Below are 17,162 nucleotides of genomic sequence, written 5' to 3'. Positions count from 1 at the left end.
GGATTTCGGACCGCGCAAAATCAGGCCGACTGATCCAGCATCAGCCGTGCCGCCCTGAGATCGGCGGTCTCGAACCCCTCGGAGAATCGGGCGTAGGTGCTGGCGAGCCGCTCAAGCGAATCTGGCACACCTTGACGGTCTCGCAGCCGCGCCAGCGACATCTCGGTTCGCAACAGCCAGGCCAATGCGCCCTGGTGCTCGGCGAGCGTCGCCGACGCGACCAGACTTGCCTCGGCAGCTGCGAGGTCTCCGCCATGCGCCTCGAGCTCGCCCCGCAGACGGAGCAGCTCCGGCATGTCGAAGGCGCCGCCTTCCTGCTCGATCCGCGCAATGGTCTCGTGCAGCATCTCTTGTGCGTCCGGCAGCCGTCCGAGTGCCGCCAATCCCCGGGACAGATCGGCTGCGAACGCCGACGCGTAGAGTTCGTAGCGATCCGCGTGCAGGCGCGGGAGCGCAGTCCGCAACAGGTCGATGCCGCCGGGGACCTCGCCGCGGGCGATCATGGCCTGCGCCCGAAAGCCGGTCGCGACGGCTTCGTAAGGAACGAGCCCGTGCAGGTTCGCATGCTTCACCAGGCGACCGGTCATGGCCTCGACGGAGGACCAGTCGCCAACCCAGCCGAACACCGAGGCGGACCAGCATAACGCGATACAATGCATGACCACGTCGCGCGGCGCTGACGCGCCGACGAGCGGACGGATGCATTCGAGCGCACGGTCGGGAAAGCCGCGCAGCCATAGCACGCGCGCAAGCGGAATCTGCGGCGTGCGCGAATAGGCGAAATGTCCGGGTTGAGTGCCACGCAGCGCGGCGTCGTCGCGCAGGCCCTCGTCGAGATGGGCCTGGGCCTCGAGCTGGTCCCCGGCGAGGTGATAGGACACGCCGAGCAGCGCCTTGCTGCCGGCAACGCCTGCGGTATCGCCGATCAGGCGGGCAATCCGCTCGGCGTGGCGCGCAGTCGGCACCAGATGCCGATAGCCGCCGGTCCGGCGGTAGAACATATTCAGCCGCGACAGCAGCCGGAAGGTATTGGCATGGTCGCCGAGCGTTTCCGAAATCTCCAGCCCACGCCTGAGCGCCGCTTCCGCCTGCCCGCTGTTGCGCTCGGTGAACATGAGGGCATGACCGAGCGTCGACTGGAGCTCGAGCTCCCATCTGTCGCCCCGCTCGGCCTCACCGAGCGTTGCGAGTGCCCGTTCGGACCATATGCGCGCTTCGTTCAGCAAACTGAGCTCGACGAACAGCCTCGTGCAGCTGCCCGCCAGCGGCACGCGCAGGCCGGCGCCGTCAACATTGGCGTAGCTCCACGCCAGTGCCGCGCGAGCGTCGGCGAGCAGGCCGGCCCGCTCCTGTGCCCGGGACGCCTGGTCGCGGCTGCCCGGCTCCGTCATGCCGGCTTCGAGCGTGCGTTGAACATATCCGGCATGGCGGCGCGCGATCGTGTCGGCCTCGCCGCCACCTACCAGCTTCTGCATGGCATAGGCACGCGTCGCATCCAGCAGGCGATAGCGCCGCGACGCGCCGTCCGGTTGCGCCGACACCAGCGACTTGGCCACGAGTTGCTCCAACGCGTGGACGACGCGATCCTCCGCCGTCGCGGCGTCAGTCGCCACCGCTATCGCGCCCTGCAACGTGAAGGGACCTGCGAAGATGGCGAGGCGCTGAAACACGATGCGCTCGCTCTCGCCGATCAGGCCGAAGCTCCAATCGAGCGTGGCGCCGAGCGTCTGCTGGCGCGGCGGCGCCGTTCGCCGCCCGCGCCATTCGAGCTGCAAATGGCTGTCGAGCAGCGCCGCCATCTCGCGCAATCCGTAGAGACCAACGCGCGCGGCGGCCAGCTCGATCGCAAGGGCGATGCCGTCGAGCTTGCCGCAGATCCGGACCAGGACTCCCACGTCCTCGTCCGTGATGGCGTCCCGATGGCCTGCCGCGACGGCGCGGTCCACGAACAGACGCGCTGCCGGATAACCCAGCACCTCACCGGCGCTGAGACGAGCGTTCTGCGGCGGACCTGGCAGAGGAGCGAGTTCAAAGATCTGCTCCCCCTCCACCAGCAGGGACTCGCGGCTGGTTGCCAGGATGGCGACGCCGGGCGCCTCACGGTAGATGGCTTCCGCGAGACGCGCGACCTCGTCGATGACGTGCTCGCAGCTGTCGAGAATGAAAAGCAGCCGTCGCCCGCGCAGAAAATTGACGATGCTGACTGCGGGGTCGTTGTGATGCACGACGAGGCCCAGCGCGGCGGCAACCGTGCTCGCGACCAGCGCGGCATCCTGCAGCGGACCGAATTCGAGGAAATGGACGTTTCCCTCGAATCTGTCGCACATGTCATGCGCGAGCGCGGCCGCAACGGTGGTCTTGCCGATGCCACCCGGCCCTCGCAGCGTGACGAAGCGATCGCGGAGCAGGCGCTTCGACAGCTCGGTCACGACGTCGTCCCGCCCGACCATCTGGTCCAGGCGACGCGGCAGAAACGGCGGCGAGACTGACGTTTCGGGCAACCGCGATGCGGTCACAGGCGGCTCTGCGCGTTCGCCACGCCGCACGGGCGCGACGAAGCAATAGCCCCGGCTCGGAATGTTGGTGATGTAACGGGCGCCATCCTTGCCGTCGCCGAGCACCTTGCGCAGCTCCGCGACATGGACCCGCAGGCTGATCTCCTCGACGGAGAGGCCCGACCATGCGTAGGCGAGAATCTCGTTCTTCGGCACCACCTCGCCGGCACGGCTGACGAGCAGCCGCAAAATGTCCATCGCCCGGCTGCCGAGCTTGACCGGCACGCCGTCCTTCTCCAGCAGCCGCGAACGCAGCGAAAATGGTCCGAACGAGACGGCATCGAGATCAAGGATCAGCCCAGTGTCGCCGCTGCGGCGGTCATGTCCTGCCGAAAGCTCGGTCACATCGCGCTCATCTTGACGACTGCTTCCTCGAAACGCAGCGCGACTATACAAGGCGCCGCAGCGCGGTCCAGCGAAGGCACTGCACGAACCCGCACCGCGCGTTGGTCGCCTGGCGATGCCTTGTGCCCTCCTCGAGCCAGTCCCGTTCGCGCAAAATGCGTAACAAATTGGTCCTAACCGGCCCCTCTGCGACGAGCTGTCACACCTGATGCACACCCACAGAATCTAACAGTTCCTAATCACCCCTAACGAGCGTCCTGGCCAGCTCACGTTTATCCTCTCAGCATGGAAAGCATTGGTTTGCGCGCCTGCCGGTCGTTGCAAGCCACGGCGAAACCAGGAGAGGACGAACGATGTCGAGCAACTTGCACGCGGCGCGCGCCTGGATTGAATTTCCGGCCGCCCCGCGGGATCATGAGGGTCATCGCCCCACACAGGCGATCGCCCGGGAGAGCCGGTGGCGTCAGATCGATCGCACTCAAGAGGGCATGATCGAGGAGATCACGATCTCGCGATGGGACGACCCGCGGAGCACCTCGTCGCACGAAACGACGACGCCGGATGATCGCTATTTCGTCGGCATTGCCCTGAAGACCACGCGCGCGAAGCTGATACGGGATGGCCGGATCATCTTCGAAGGGACCATGCCGGCGGGGTCGCTGTATGTCACCGCGCCGTCGAAGCCTCTCGGCGTACAATTCCAGTCGCCGAGCGCCTTCCTGCACGTCCACATCTCCACGGACCATCTTCCGGCGCACGCCGACGGGCTGAATGACCTCGTGCTGTTGCGCGATCCGCTCGCTGCGGAGCTCGCCAAGGCGCTGATCGAACATGGTGACGCCGCGGACCTGCAGTTCACGCGCTGCATCGGCCAGACCCTGGCGATGCATCTCACCCGGATGGAGCTGCCGCGCGTCAAGGTCAATGCCTTGCCGAAATGGCGGCTGCGGCGCGTCGAGCAGCACATCGCCGATCATTTCGACCGCTGCATCAGCCTGTCCGAGCTCGCCAATGTCGCCGGCCTGTCCAGGATGCACTTTGCGGCACAATTCCGCGCCGCGACCGGTTATCGTCCCCGCGAATATCTGCTGACGCAGCGGGTCGAGCATGCGAAGACGCTGCTCGCGACCACCGAGCGGCCATTGGCGGATATCGCGCTCGCGGTGGGCTTCAGCACGCAGGCGCATTTTTCGACCGTCTTCAAGCGCATCAGCGGTCAATCTCCGGCGCGCTGGCGCCTTGCCAACGTGGACGGACAGCTCAAGGTCGAAGCGCGGCCGAGGCGGCACGCGTCTCCGGAGCGGGATTGGATCGCCAGCGCGGCTGCATAGCTGATCCGGCGAGCGACGGACGACAGGGATCACGAGGGGTATGCCTCAACTTGTTTGCTGCTCCCGATCTCGCCGCTGCAAGTCCTCGTGTCCCGGACGAGCTGCAACGCGCAAGCGTTGCGGTGCAGAGCCGGGGACCCAGAACGCTCCACGGTAGCTTGCGGTGAGATGGGCCCCGGCTCTGCAGCGCATCGCTGCGCTGCGTCCGGGGCACGAAAGCGCAATACTGACGCCCCTACACCGGATCGAACGCCCGGATCGGCGGCAGATTGCCGGTAAACTTCTCCACCTCGACGGTCGTCAACTGACCGGTGCAACCTTGCGCCAGGGCGGAGGTGCCGATGTCGCGGGTGAGTACGTTTGGATTGCCGTGGACGCAGAGCGGCGCCTCGTCTTCGGGATCCATCGGATCGTACCAGGCGCCGGTCGGAAGCTGGACCACGCCGGGCGCGATACCGTCGGTGACGTGAACGGCAGCAAGGCATGCGCCGCGCTCGTTGAACAGGCGAATGATGTCGCCGTCCTTGATGCCACGCGCGTCCGCATCAACCGGGTTCATGCGCGCGACCTCGCGGCCGCGATGCTTTGCGGCAAGCGAATGTCCGCCGAAATCGAGCTGGCTGTGCAGGCGCGTCGCCGGCTGGTTGGCGACGAGGAAGCACGGCGCCCCGGGCTTGGGCGTATCGGACTTGTCGAGCCAGACCGGATGGCCGGGACAATCCGCATCGCCATGACCTGCGATCTTGGCCGAGAAGATCTCGATCCGCCCGCTCGGCGTCGGCAGGGCGTGATTGACCGGATCGTCGCGGAAGCGGCGCAGCCGGCCACCGTCATCGGGCTGCTGGGGCACGACCAGGCTGCCGCGCGCCCAGAACGCGTCGAAATCAGGCGCTTCCAGGCCGCGCTTGGCCAGCGATGCGCGAGTCGGCTCGTAGAGATGTTCTAGCCACTGCCGCGACGTACGCCCTTCGGTGAAGGGTTCGCGCGCCCCGAGACGTTCGGCGAGATCGGCAAAGATCTCGTAGTCGTCGCGCGCGAGCCCAAACGGCTCGGCGATCCGGTGCATCGCGACCATCAGGGGATCGTTGCTGGAATAGCCGATGTCCTCGCGCTCCAGCGTCATCGTCGAGGGCAGCACGATGTCGGCGTGACGGGCTGTGGCGGTCCATGCGAGCTCGTGCACGACGAATGTGTCCACTTGCGCGAATGCCTTGCGCAAGCGGTTGATGTCCTGATGGTGATGGAAGGGATTGCCGCCCGCCCAGTAGACCAGACGAATGTCCGGATAGGTGCGCGTCTCGCCGTTGTAGCGATAGGTGCTGCCGGGATTGAGCAGCATGTCGGCGATGCGCGCCACCGGGATGAAATCGGCAACACCGTTACGGCCCTGCCCCAGCGTTGGCCCCGGCACGTCGTTGACACGGCGGCCGTAATAGCCGATCGCACCCAACGAATAGGCGTAGCCGCCGCCGGGAAGGCCGATCTGGCCGAGGGCTGCCGCCAGCACCATGCCCATCCACACCGGCTGCTCGCCATGCTCGGCGCGCTGAAGCGAATGGGAGATGGTGATGAGCGCGCGCCGTCCGGCAAGGCGCCGCGCCAGCTTGCGGATCGTATCCGCCTCGACGCCGCAGATTGCGGCGGCCCACTCGGCATGCTTTGCTTGCCCATCGCTCTCGCCGGTGAGATAGCGCAGGAAGACCGGCCAGCCCTCGGTGTAGCGATCGAGGAAGGCCTGGTCGTGCAGGTTCTCACTGACCAGGGTATGGACGATGCCGAGCATCAAGGCGGTGTCGGTGCCGGGCACGCAACTCATCCATTCGGCGCCGGCCTCGACCGGCAGATCGTCGCGCAGCGGGCTGACCAGGACGAACTCGCAGCCGCGCGCCCGCGCCGCCGCCATGGTTCCGCGCTCGACATGCTTGCTGATCGAGCCGCCGGCCACCATGGAGTTCTTCAGCGCCATACCGCCGAACGCCAGCACGATCTCGCTCTCGGCCGCGATCTGCTCCCAGGTGACGTTGCGCTTGGTGATATCCTCGTAGCCCGCCAGGATCTGCGGCAGCAGCACCGAGGACGCTCCGGAGGAATAGGAATTGACCGAGCGCACATAGCCGCCCATCGCGATGTTGAGGAAGCGATGCACCTGACTCTGGGCGTGATGAAAGCGGCCGGCGCTCGACCAGCCATAGGAGCCGCCGAACACGGCGCCCGGCCCGCGCGTGTCGCGGATGCGGCTGAGCTCGTCCCCGAGCAGATCGAGCGCCTTTTCCCAGCTGACGGAGACGAACTCGTCGCGGCCGCGGCGATCGTCGGGGCCCGGCCCGCGCTCCAGCCAGCCGCGGCGGATCGCCGGCTGGGCAATGCGCGCCTGGTGGCGGAGCGCGCCGGGAAAATTGTCAATGATGCCGTTCGGATCGGGATCGCCCGCATAGGCCCTGACCTCGAGGCCGGCCGCGCCCTGGCGCGCGGAGAACACGCCCCAATGCGAGGTGTGCGGCTTGAAGCCGCCCGACAGGTCGAGACCCGGGTCGGGGAAGCCAATCGTATCGTTCATCATCTGATCCTTGTTCCGGCGGCGTCGACAATGGAGCGGTAATATACCGATCCGATCGGGACGTCGTCGAAATCAGGGTTGACGTGAACGCTGACCTGCCCCGCGCAAAGTCCGCCTCAGGGGTCGTCGGACGTCCCGAGCGTCATGGCAAGGACGAGCATCATCCGCGTGCGCAGCAATCGACCAGCAGGTCCCAGATTCGCTGCGTCTGTTCTCTCTTGCGAGTCTGCGGCACCTCCGCGCTCGACCGATCGAAGGCGGCGATGGCGCGGGTTTGGCGAGGCACGATCCACCGCTCCGAAATCGGGTCGTACCATTTTCCGATATTCATCTCAGTCACGTCGGTCGACTCACGGATTGACAGGGTCGGGCGGTGCGCCTCGCGCGGTCCTCATCCGAGCCGTGTGACGCGCTACCCGATTCACCAATCAGGAACTCGCACGATCGTTCCTGGCCCGCTGCATCAGCCTGGCCGGGCCGGATGCAGCGTGCGCGGATGCCGCTCGTGCAGCAATCGCGCCAGCTCCTCACGCTCCGTCGGGCGTCCCTTCATGGCGGTCTCGAACAGCGCTTCCTGGATGTCGCGGGGCATGTCGCCCCACACGTCCATCGCCGCGCGTCCGAGCAGGCCTGCAAGATGATCCTGTCCGTCGTTCATTCGGCTCTCCCGATCTACCCACGGCAATGGAACAGCCACGGCCCCACGGCGTTCCACTGCCATCATTGTGAAAAGGAGACGTCTTTATGGGATTCTTCACCAAGGACATCAAATCGATGGAAGACCTGCTGCTGCACGGGCTCCAGGACATCTATTACGCGGAACAGCAGATCCTGAAGGCGCTGCCGAAGATGATCGACAAGGCGACCAACAGGGACCTCGTCACCGGGCTGAAAGCCCACCTGGAAGAGACCAACAAGCAGGTCGAACGCCTCGACAAGGTGTTCGCGAAACTCGGCAAGGAGCCGAGCGGCACTCATTGTCCGGCCATCGACGGCCTCATCAAGGAAGCCGACGAGACCGCCGGGGAGATCGAGGACAAGTCCGTGCTCGACGCCGCGATCGTCGCGAACGCACAGGCCGTGGAGCACTACGAAATGTGCCGCTACGGCACGCTGATCGCGTGGGCCGAAGAGCTCGGCCACGACGACATCGTGCGCTTCCTCACGACCAATTTGAACGAAGAGAAGGCCGCCAACACCAAGCTGAACACGGTGGCCCTTCGCAAGGGCGTCAACGCCAAGGCGTCGAACGCCGCGTGATCGAGGCCGATTGTTCGAAAGGATGGCGGCGGCGGCCGCCGCCATCCTCCTTCCGCCGCCGCTCATCTCCACCGCTAGCGGACACGTCCGATCAGATGAACGGCTTGCCACCGGTGACGGCCAGCGTCGCCCCGGAGGTGTAGCTCGAGAGTGGATCGGCCAGCATGACATAGGCGGTTGCGAGCTCCGCCGGCTGGCCGGCGCGCTGCATCGGGACCTGCTTGCCGAAGTTCTCGACCCTTTCCTCCGACATGGTCGAGGGGATGAGCGGAGTCCAGATCGGACCCGGGGCCACCGCGTTGACCCGAATGCCTTTCTCGGCGAGCATCTGCGCTAGCCCACCCGTGAAATTCTGGATGGCTCCCTTGGTCGTGGCGTAAGCCAGCAGGCTCGGGTTCGGCATGTCGGAGTTCACCGAGGCCGTGTTGATGATCGCGGCTCCCGGCCGCATGTGGGGGACCGCGGCCTTGGCCAGATAGAACATGGCGTGGATGTTGGTCTCGAACGTGCGCTGCCATTCCTCGTCGCTGATGTCCCCGATGTCCTTGAACGTGGCCTGATGCGCCGCGTTGTTGACGAGGATGTCGATGCCGCCGAGCTCCTCGACGGTGCGACGCACGATGGCGCGGCAGTGCTCGGGATCGCTGATATCGCCGGGGATGAGGACGGCCTTGCGTCCCTCCCGCTCCACCAGCGCCTTCACCTCCGCGGCATCCTCGTCCTCGTTCAGGTAGGATATGACGATATCGGCGCCTTCACGCGCATAGGCGATCGCCACCGCGCGGCCGATGCCGCTGTCTCCGCCCGTGATGATGGCTTTCTTTCCCGCAAGCCGCCCGGCGCCTTTGTAACTCTCCTCGCCATGATCCGGCCGGGGCTGCATTGCTCGCGTCGAGCCGGGCATCGGTTGCTGCTGCGCAGGATAAGGCGGCTTTGGATAGTCGGTCATGGACAACTCCCGGCGTTTGCTGCGCTAACGGGGCGGCGCCGGAAGTGTTCCTGGCTTTGGAGCGTGTCCGGCCCGCCGACATCCGTCATGCGGAAAGCCGAAGCCGGCAACCGTCGGGATTTCCGCGAGCAGCAGCCACACGAATGCGAGGGCGAAGTAGCTGGACGGTCCATTTACAGAGGTTGGTTCCGACCACTGGCTTGCTTCATCGCCCGCACACAATCTCGTGCCAGGGCGCGGAAAACCAGGCCGCTGACCTCTTTATCGAGGCGCAAATTCCTCGCCTTTCGCGGCTCGCCCCGATTAGAGTTCAACGCACCGTTCTAATTCTCGCGAATGGCCGCTCACCATGGCGTCACCTTTGAGAACCATGTTGCGGAGAGCATTTGAAACTCACAGGTGCTTTAGGTGCGTGAAGATATCTCAAGCAATCGGACACCGGCTTGACTCCAGCAGCCCAAACGAACGAGCGGATTCTCGGACTCCTGAGCGCAGCCGGTGTATTCTGCATCTGGTCTGGCTTTCTCGTCTTCTCGAGGGCCGGCATGCAATCCGGCCTGACACCCTTCGATTTGACGGCGCTCCGGTTCATGGTCTCCGGCGCCCTGGTTCTTCCGTTCGCCAAGGCCTGGTGGCCGCGCCACCTGCCGCTGCACGCAATCCTGTCGATGTCGATTTTTGGCCCCGGCGCGCTGTACAATATCTTGATGTACTTCGGGTTGAAGGGTTCGTCGGCAGCATACGGGGGAGCATTCGCCAACGGTTCGTTGCCGATCTTCACCATTCTGCTGGGTTTGCTTTTCGTACGGCGCGTGCCGTCATTGCGGCAACTCATTGCAGTTCTCGTCCTGCTCGTCGGCGCTGTGCTCATCGGCGTTCCGGGCATGCGCGCCGGCGGCAATAGTGTGGCATCGGCCATTGCGTTCTTCCTCGCGGCGTCAGCTGTGCTCTCGATCTACTTCATGGGCGTGAGGCACTGGCAGGTCGAGGCGCGTCAGGCGCTGGTTTTGGTCAGTGTGCCGAACGCGCTGCTTTTCCTGCCGGTCTGGTTTCTCTTTCTTCCCTCCACCATCCACGATGCGCCGTGGTCGACGGTACTGCTTCAGGCTGCCTTCCAGGGCCTGGGGCCCGGTTTTTTGGCGGTCATCCTGTTCTCGATTTCCGCGAGGATACTCGGGCCGACGCCCTCGGCCGGTCTGGCTGCGGCGGTACCGGCAAGTGCGACGCTGTTGGCGATTCCGATACTTTCGGAGATTCCAACAACCATCGAGTGGATCGGCATCGCGATTGTCACTGCCGGGCTCGTTCTGCTCCTCGGAGGAGGCCAACCCGAAACCAGGAGCCTGTCCAAATAGCGGTGGCGACTTGGAGAGAGGCGGCTCCTGCTACGTCGATGCCGGAACGGCTGCATCCTTCCTGAGATTAAGCCGCGCACTGCGTGTGCCGTCGTCGGCTGACGCAATCTGCACCTGCACGTCTCTCGGCTTCGCCAGATAGGGCGAGGACGTGACCAGGACATCGGCGCCAGCTTCCGCATAGGCCGCGGCATTTGCCGCATTGACGCCACCGGCCGCGGCGATGAGCGGACGAGCGCGTGTATAGGCCAGGGATGCCATGCGCTTGACCAGCGCGGCTATCTCGGCGGGCGAGAACTTCTCGGCTTGAATCACGTCGAAACCGGCGACCGCCGCGGCAAGTGCGGCATCGGCGGTCTTCACCTCGATCACGAGCTTCTTCTCCGGCGCCGCCCGGCGCAATCGCTCGACGGCTTGAAACAGCGGCAGGTCGCCGAGAAAGACGCGGTGCTCGGGAAACACCAGCACGGTCTCGGACAGGCCGAGCCGGTGCATCACGGCGCCGCCCGCCTTCACGGCCGCCACCGCAAAGCGCTTGGTGCCCGGCACGTTCTTGCGCGTGCAGGCGACCGGGATACGAGGCGCGACCGCCCTCGCCGCATCGACGATGGCGCGGGTCTCGCTGGCCACGCCCGACCAGATCTCGATCAGGGTCTGCGCCACCTTCCAGCTCCGCAGCAGGCCCGCGGCCGGACCGCGCGCCTGAAGGATCGGCGCGCCCTGCTCCAGCGCCGCGCCGGATGCGCAGAACAGTTCCACCTCGCAGCCGGCGAGCGTGATGATCGCGGCGGCTTCCTCGGCGAGCGCCAGCACCATCGGCGCGCGCGCCGCGAACTGCATCACGCCGACGGCCCCGCCGATCCCGAGCGCCTCGGTGGTGAGATCGCCATAGGGGACATCGTCCTCCAGCAGGCGTTCGAGTTCGGCGCGCGATGCAACGGTTGCCATGTCGTGCGTCCCTTCACTGGTGTCGGCTTGCCGACGACATTGTCGGAAATCCGACACGGATCATCAGGCCCGCCGCCGCAAGCGACGGGAAGCCGCCGCTTTTGGCGCCGTTCCTGCAAGGCGCACACCAGACTCGGCCGCTCATTCGGCATGCCGATTGCTGGGAGCCTTCCAGGCGGCGCATCGCAGCAATCGGGCGGCGCGAAAGCAATTACCGTCCGCTGGAGTTCACCATGAAGCTGCTTCGCTCGATCACCATTGCCGCAGGATTGCTGCTCGCATGCGCATCGGCGCAGGCCGCGCAGACCAACATCGCCGTAGGTCGCGGACGGCGAGCTTCGTCGCTGCCCAGATCTCGCCGAGCTGCTGCTGCGCCGTGGTCTCGTCGCGCATGCAGTCGGAAAAGCTCTGCGGCAGTGCCAATGCCATCGCCTTGTCCGTCTCGGACGTCGCCTTGCACAGCGCTTCGACTTTCAGCTCCGGAACTTTGTCCGAGACCTCTAACAACGAGGAACTCGCCAGCAGCGCAAGCGAAAATATGGTCGCATTCATGTCTGTCTCCGCTCCCAATGCCGCCCTGGCTGCGCGGGCGGGCTCGGCCAGTCGAACATACTGTTCGGATCGGCACGATCGAATAGGTCCTGTCGCAGCACGATTGTCTCTTGCAGCGGAATATGCCGCGGCGGTGCGGGCTTGGCGATCGCCGTGACCTGGGTCGCGAATCCAGTGGCAGCAAGAGCAAAGACGCGCGACGCAACCTGGTACATGCAAGGTTCTCCGGCATGTTCGGTAAAACGTCCGTTCGCAAGGAAGCCACGCCTGTCAAGAGCTTGCGTTGATCCAGATCAACGCCGGCGTGTGCCCAGAGATTGCGGCGCTGCGCGCTCCATCAATTGGGTGGGGCCGATCTCGTTCAGTAGCAGGATGCTGTTTCCATCGCCGCGATCAATCGCTGCGCCCCCCGAACGCCGGGCGCCTTAAGAATTCCTCCGCTGCCGCGCGCTCGCCAGCAGCACCAGCATGAAGGACGCCGCCGTCATCAGCGTCGAGATCGCTGCGATGGTCGGGTCGATCTCGTCGCGCAGCGCGGTGAACATGCGCTTGGTCAGCGGCTGGTACTGGCCACCGGAGATGAACAAGGCGACGATGGTCTCGTCCATCGCCGAGATGAAGGCGAAGACGCCGCCGGCGATCACGCTGGACTTGATCTGCGGCAAGGTCACCGCGAAGAAGCTGCGCAGCCGGTTCATGCCGAGGCTGCGCGCCACCATCTCCTGCGCCGGATCGAAGCTCTGCAGGCCAGCCAGGACCGAGATGACGACGTAGGGCAGGCCCAGCATCACGTTCGCCAGCACCAGGCCCGGCATGGTCGCCACGAGGCCGACCCTGGCGTAGACGAAGAAGATCCCGACCGCGATGATGATGATCGGCACCACCAGCGGCAGCAGCAGCGCCAGATGGATGATGCGCATGATGCGCAGCTTCGATTGGCTGATGGCATAGGCGGCGGCGACGCCGAGCGGCGTTGCAATCAGCACCGTCAGAAGCGCGAGCGTGAGCGTCACCCGCGTTGCCTGCATCCAGGCGGGATTGGCGAAATATTGCTGATACCAGCGCAGCGAGAACGAGGGTGGCGGGAAGGTCAGGAACCGCGCGCTGGAGAACGAGATCGGCGCGATGATCAGGACCGGCAGGATCAGATAGACCAGCACCAGGGTGCTGACCACATAGAGCGCAATCCGTGCGGGCGAGAGGCGCGTCATTTCTGCCCCAGGATGCGATCGAGCGCGACGAAGCGGCTGACGGCGGCGAAAATCAAGAGCACGCCCAGAAGCAGCACCACGGCCACGGCGCTTGCAGCGCCGAACTGGTTGTAGAGCTCGACATTTCGGCTGACCAGCATCGACACCATCACCGTGCGGCCGCCGCCGAGCAGCTCCGGCGTGATGTAGAAGCCGAGGCAGAGCACGAACACCATGGTGCAGCCCGCGAGTACACCCGGCAGCGACAGCGGCAGGAAGACCCGCACGAAGGTCAGCGTCGGGCTCGCACCGAGGCTGGCGCCGGCCTGCATCAGATCGCCGGGGATCTTCTGCATAATCGCATAGAGCGGCAGCACCATGAACGGCAGCAGGATGTGCACGGTTGCGACGACCGTGCCGAACGTGTTGTGGACCAGCGCGAGCGGTTCGCTGATGACGTCGAGATAGCGCAGAAACTGGTTGATCACGCCGGACCGCTGCAGCAGTGCCAGCCACGCATAGGCGCGGACCAGCACGCTGGTCCAGAACGGCAGCACGACCAGCGACAGGATCAGGATGCTCCATCCCTTCGGCACGGAGTTGGCGAGATACGCCACGGGATAGCCGAGCAGCAGCGCGATGACGGTTACCGCGAGACTGATCTCGAAGGTCAGCGCGAAGCTGCGCCAGTAGATGGCCTCGGTGAGGACGCGGCGGTAATGTTCCAGCGTGAAGCCGTCCTGATAGACCGATTGCCAGGCCAGCCAGCCGACCGGCAGCACGATCAGGAGCAGGATCACGAGCAGCGCCGGCGACACCAGCGCCAGCATCAGCCCGTTCTCGCGGCGCCGATGCTGCTCCGATGGATCGGGCACTGATCTCTTCAACGCGGCCTCGCTGCTCTCGGTTGCTGCACCTCTCCCACAGGCGGGAGAGGCAAAGGTGCCGCTGCTCCTACGGCTCATTTCTTCGCTCGACCTACTTCTGCAGGAACGACGCCCAGCGCTTCTCGGCGGCTTCACCGGCCGGCGAGGACCACCAGGCGTAGGACATCAGCGCCTGCCTGGCTGCATTCGCCGGCTCGCTCGGCAATTGTGCGGCGCGCTCCGGCTTGATCACGCCGGTCTCGAATGCCTTGGGATTGCCCGGGCCGTAGTCGATGTGGAGCGGCAGATTGGCCTGGTGCACGGGATCGACGGCCTCGTTGAGGAACTTCACGGCCGTGTCGAGGTTCGGTGCGCCCTTGAGGAGGCAGAGCGAGGTGCTCTGCAAAATGCCTTGGTTGTAGGTGAAGGCGACCTTGGCGCCTTCCTTGGCGAGCGCGCTGACGCGGCCGTTCCAAGCCATCTCGATATCGACCTCGCCGTCGTTGAGCAGCTGCGCCGACTGCGCGCCCGAGGTCCACCACACCGTGATGTGCGGCTTGATCTCCTCCAGCTTCTTGAAGGCACGGTCGACGTCGAGCGGATAGAGCTTGTCCGGCGCGACGCCGTCGGCCATCAGCGCCGCCTCGAGCGTGGCGATCGGGTGGTTGCGCAGCGCCCGGCGGCCTGGGAATTTCTTGACGTCCCAGAAATCGGCCCAGCTGTTCGGCGCGTCCTTCGGGAAGGTCTTCTGGCTGTAGGCCAGCACGCTCGAATAGAACTCGTAGGAGATCGAATAGGGGCTACGATAGGCCTCCGGCATCGCCGCCGCGTTCGGGATCCTCGAGAAGTCGAGCTTCTCGATCAGCCCCTGCTCGCCACCGCGCAAGCAATAGCCGGTTGGCGTGTCGACCACGTCCCAGATCGGCTTGCCGCTGCCGACCTGGGTCTTGATCGCAGGCCAGGCATCGGGAATGGAATCCTGGTTGATGGTGATGCCGAGCTTCTTGGCGGAGGGATCGAGGATCGCCACCGTCTGCGCCTGCTGATAGGCGCCGCCCTGCGAGACGAAGGTGATCTGCTCGGCGGCATCCGCCGCCGGGCCGCCGAGGGCAATTGCGCCCGCTACGGCACAGCCCAGTCCAAAAGTCCGTGTCGTCGTCATCCTCGCCTCCTCCATCGCCAAAACAATGTCACTGACCGATCGCGTCGAGAAACTGATACCAGCCGGCGACCATGCGGACGGCCGGCTCGCGCAGCGGATAGAACGGGATCGCTTTCATGCGCCGCGCATCGAGCAGCGCCAGCTCGGGCGTCTCGCCGCGCACGAGGGCGGCGAGATAGCGGCCCATCAGGCTCGACATCGCGACGCCGGCGCCGTTGTAGCCGACCGAGAACAGCGTGCGGTCGTCGAGCCGGCCGATATGCGGCACCGAATCCAGCGTCATGCCGACGAGTCCGGACCATGTGTAGGCGAGCGGAACGTCGGCGAGATCGGGGAAGATGCCGACCATCGCCTTGCGCAGCGCGTCGAATGCAGCTTGCGAGTCCTGCTTGCCGAAGGCGCCGCGGCCGCCGAAGATCACGCGGTTGTCGACCATGCGGAACCAGCGCATCATGCGCTTGGTCTCGGTGTAGGTGCGGCCCGTCGGCATCAACTTTCCGGCGAGGTTGCGCGGCAACTTGTCGGTTGCGATGATGGCGCTGCGGAACGGGATCAGCGTGCGCTGCAGCTGCGCCGTCGCACCGGTAAGGTCGGAATAGCTGTTGGTGGCGATGATCGCCTGCCTGGCCCGCACGACGCCTCGCGGCGTCTCGGCGACAATGCCGTCGGTATCCCGCCGGAGCTTCATCACCGGCGATTCCTGGAAGATCGGAGCGCCCCTGCGCGCCAGGCCGTCGGCGAGGCCGCGCAGATAGTTCAGCGGATGAATGCCGCCCGAGCCTGGGTTGAGCACCCCGCCGACGAACACGTCGGAGCCGGTCTCCTCGCGCACGCCGCCCCTGTCGAGGATGCGGACCTCGGCCGAGCCCATCTCGCGCGTCATCCAGTTGGCCTCGTCGATCGCGGCCCGCAGCGTCGTCTCGTTGTGCGCGGCCTTGACCTGGCCGGTGCGCGTCAGGTTCGCGCTGGTGATGCCGAATTCGGAGACGAGCTCCTCGACGATGTCGGTCGATTCATGTGCAATCTCGTACATGCGCCGCGCCATGCCGCGGCCATGCACGGCATCGATCTGCCGGAACGATAGCCGGAATTTGGCGGTGATCACCCCGCCATTGCGCCCGCTTGCGCCCCAGCCGGGACGGTTGGCTTCCAGCACGACCGGTGACAGGCCGCTTTGGGCGACGTGGTGCGCAGCGGACAGGCCGGTGTAGCCCGCACCGATGATCACCACGTCCGCCTGATGCTCGCCCGCGAGCACCGGAAAGTCGCGCGCCGGCTCCGCCGTGGCAGCCCACAGCGAGTTGGCCGATGGCAGCGCGTTCCACTCCCCTGTCATGCCCACGCTCACGTCCTTACGCCGTCGGCCCGATGGCCGCATCGGCCAGCGCTTTCAAGGTCGGGAAATGGAAGTCCGGCCGGGTCAACGTCTCCACAGCCGGCGTGCCGCCGAACCCGGCGATGCCCTGGCGGCGCTCGATCCAGCACACCTTGTAGCCGAGCTTCCGGGCGATTCCGATGTCGTGATACTGGCTCTGCGCGACGTGCAATATGTCGGACTGCTTGTAGCCGAAGGCGGACTGCCGCCCCTTGTTGTAGGCGAAGAACTCGGGGTTCGGCTTGGCGACGCCGGTATCGTCGGCGCATACGGTGTCGTCGAAGGGATCGCCGAGTGCATGGGCGTAGGCGGACAGCGCGACGCGGTCGGCGTTGGTCATCGCGACCAGGCGGAATCTGGTGCGCAGGCGCTTCAGGGCCTCGACGGAATCGGCGAAGGGGCCCCAGCGCAGCACCGAGAGCTGGAATGCATCGCAGGCGGCATCATCGGCCGGCAGACCCAGCTCCTGGGCGAGATGGCGATAGACGTGGAACATCGCCTCGCTCGAGCGCCCATAGTGCCTGTCGCGGCCGCGCTTGTAGGGCTCGAAGATCCGGTCATCGCTGAGCTCGGCCGGGGTCTTGCCCGAAATCCGGCGCACCGCGGCAAGGACGCCACTCTCGAAATCGATCAAGGTGCCGACGACGTCGAAGGTGAGGACCTTGAAATGGCTGAATGCGGCTGGGCTGGACATGGTCGTTTCTTCTCTCGGTTGAA

The 17,162-nt window shown here is 65.6% G+C and carries 14 protein-coding genes; 3 read left to right on the top strand and 11 right to left on the bottom strand.

Annotation, left to right across the window (positions count from 1 at the left end):
* Positions 1–20: 20 nt before the first annotated feature.
* A complete protein-coding gene (locus tag IVB23_RS32760; RefSeq protein WP_247801308.1) occupies positions 21–2,900 on the bottom strand; it encodes a winged helix-turn-helix domain-containing protein in 2,880 nt (959 codons plus the stop codon).
* 353 nt (positions 2,901–3,253) lie between these two features.
* On the opposite strand from IVB23_RS32760, the gene IVB23_RS32755 reads away from it, so the two are divergent.
* The gene (locus tag IVB23_RS32755) at positions 3,254–4,231 is read left to right on the top strand and encodes an AraC family transcriptional regulator (RefSeq protein WP_061883518.1); all 978 of its coding nucleotides are present in this window, start codon (positions 3,254–3,256) and stop codon (positions 4,229–4,231) included.
* Between the two features lie 235 nt (positions 4,232–4,466).
* On the opposite strand, the gene IVB23_RS32750 is transcribed toward IVB23_RS32755, so the two are convergent.
* Together IVB23_RS32750 and IVB23_RS32745 are read right to left on the bottom strand one after the other, a co-directional pair.
* On the bottom strand, positions 4,467–6,788 hold the full coding sequence (locus IVB23_RS32750; RefSeq protein WP_247801307.1) for a molybdopterin guanine dinucleotide-containing S/N-oxide reductase: 2,322 nt from the start codon (positions 6,786–6,788) through the stop codon (positions 4,467–4,469).
* Positions 6,789–7,251: 463 nt separating this feature from the next.
* Positions 7,252–7,446 carry a hypothetical protein gene (locus IVB23_RS32745; protein ID WP_061883519.1) on the bottom strand — a complete coding sequence of 65 codons (195 nt, stop codon included), beginning with the start codon at positions 7,444–7,446 and terminating at the stop codon, positions 7,252–7,254.
* 86 nt (positions 7,447–7,532) lie between these two features.
* Between IVB23_RS32745 and IVB23_RS32740 the strand changes: the two genes are divergently transcribed.
* Positions 7,533–8,048, top strand: a complete 516-nt coding sequence (locus IVB23_RS32740) for a ferritin-like domain-containing protein (RefSeq protein WP_061883520.1) — start codon at positions 7,533–7,535, stop codon at positions 8,046–8,048.
* 91 nt (positions 8,049–8,139) lie between these two features.
* On the opposite strand, the gene IVB23_RS32735 is transcribed toward IVB23_RS32740, so the two are convergent.
* Positions 8,140–8,997, bottom strand: a complete 858-nt coding sequence (locus IVB23_RS32735; protein WP_247801306.1) for an SDR family oxidoreductase — start codon at positions 8,995–8,997, stop codon at positions 8,140–8,142.
* Positions 8,998–9,440: 443 nt separating this feature from the next.
* On the opposite strand from IVB23_RS32735, the gene IVB23_RS32730 reads away from it, so the two are divergent.
* Positions 9,441–10,352 (top strand): DMT family transporter, encoded by a 912-nt coding sequence (locus IVB23_RS32730; protein ID WP_247801305.1) that lies wholly within the window; start codon positions 9,441–9,443, stop codon positions 10,350–10,352.
* Positions 10,353–10,382: 30 nt separating this feature from the next.
* On the opposite strand, the gene modD is transcribed toward IVB23_RS32730, so the two are convergent.
* The 7 genes from modD to IVB23_RS32695 form a co-directional block, all read right to left on the bottom strand.
* The gene (gene modD, locus IVB23_RS32725) at positions 10,383–11,300 is read right to left on the bottom strand and encodes a ModD protein (protein ID WP_247801304.1); all 918 of its coding nucleotides are present in this window, start codon (positions 11,298–11,300) and stop codon (positions 10,383–10,385) included.
* Between the two features lie 252 nt (positions 11,301–11,552).
* Positions 11,553–11,852: a hypothetical protein gene (locus IVB23_RS32720; RefSeq protein ID WP_247801303.1), complete on the bottom strand. Its 300-nt coding sequence runs from the start codon at positions 11,850–11,852 to the stop codon at positions 11,553–11,555.
* Between the two features lie 425 nt (positions 11,853–12,277).
* Complete coding sequence (locus tag IVB23_RS32715) at positions 12,278–13,063, bottom strand: ABC transporter permease (RefSeq protein WP_247801302.1); 786 nt, start codon at positions 13,061–13,063, stop codon at positions 12,278–12,280.
* Positions 13,060–13,872, bottom strand: a complete 813-nt coding sequence (locus IVB23_RS32710; protein WP_247805003.1) for an ABC transporter permease — start codon at positions 13,870–13,872, stop codon at positions 13,060–13,062. The genes IVB23_RS32715 and IVB23_RS32710 overlap by 4 nt, the downstream gene beginning before the upstream one ends.
* 148 nt (positions 13,873–14,020) lie before the next feature.
* A complete protein-coding gene (locus tag IVB23_RS32705; protein WP_247801301.1) occupies positions 14,021–15,070 on the bottom strand; it encodes an ABC transporter substrate-binding protein in 1,050 nt (349 codons plus the stop codon).
* A gap of 28 nt (positions 15,071–15,098) precedes the next feature.
* Positions 15,099–16,406: an FAD-binding oxidoreductase gene (locus tag IVB23_RS32700; RefSeq protein WP_061883651.1), complete on the bottom strand. Its 1,308-nt coding sequence runs from the start codon at positions 16,404–16,406 to the stop codon at positions 15,099–15,101.
* 16 nt (positions 16,407–16,422) lie between these two features.
* Positions 16,423–17,139 (bottom strand): HAD family hydrolase, encoded by a 717-nt coding sequence (locus IVB23_RS32695; RefSeq protein ID WP_061883531.1) that lies wholly within the window; start codon positions 17,137–17,139, stop codon positions 16,423–16,425.
* Between the last annotated feature and the right edge of the window lie 23 nt (positions 17,140–17,162).

The sequence above is a fragment of the Bradyrhizobium sp. 191 genome (assembly GCF_023100985.1).
Taxonomy (GTDB): domain Bacteria; phylum Pseudomonadota; class Alphaproteobacteria; order Rhizobiales; family Xanthobacteraceae; genus Bradyrhizobium; species Bradyrhizobium diversitatis.
Note: the sequence above shows the minus strand (reverse complement) of the source record. Positions and strands in the feature narration are given on the sequence as shown.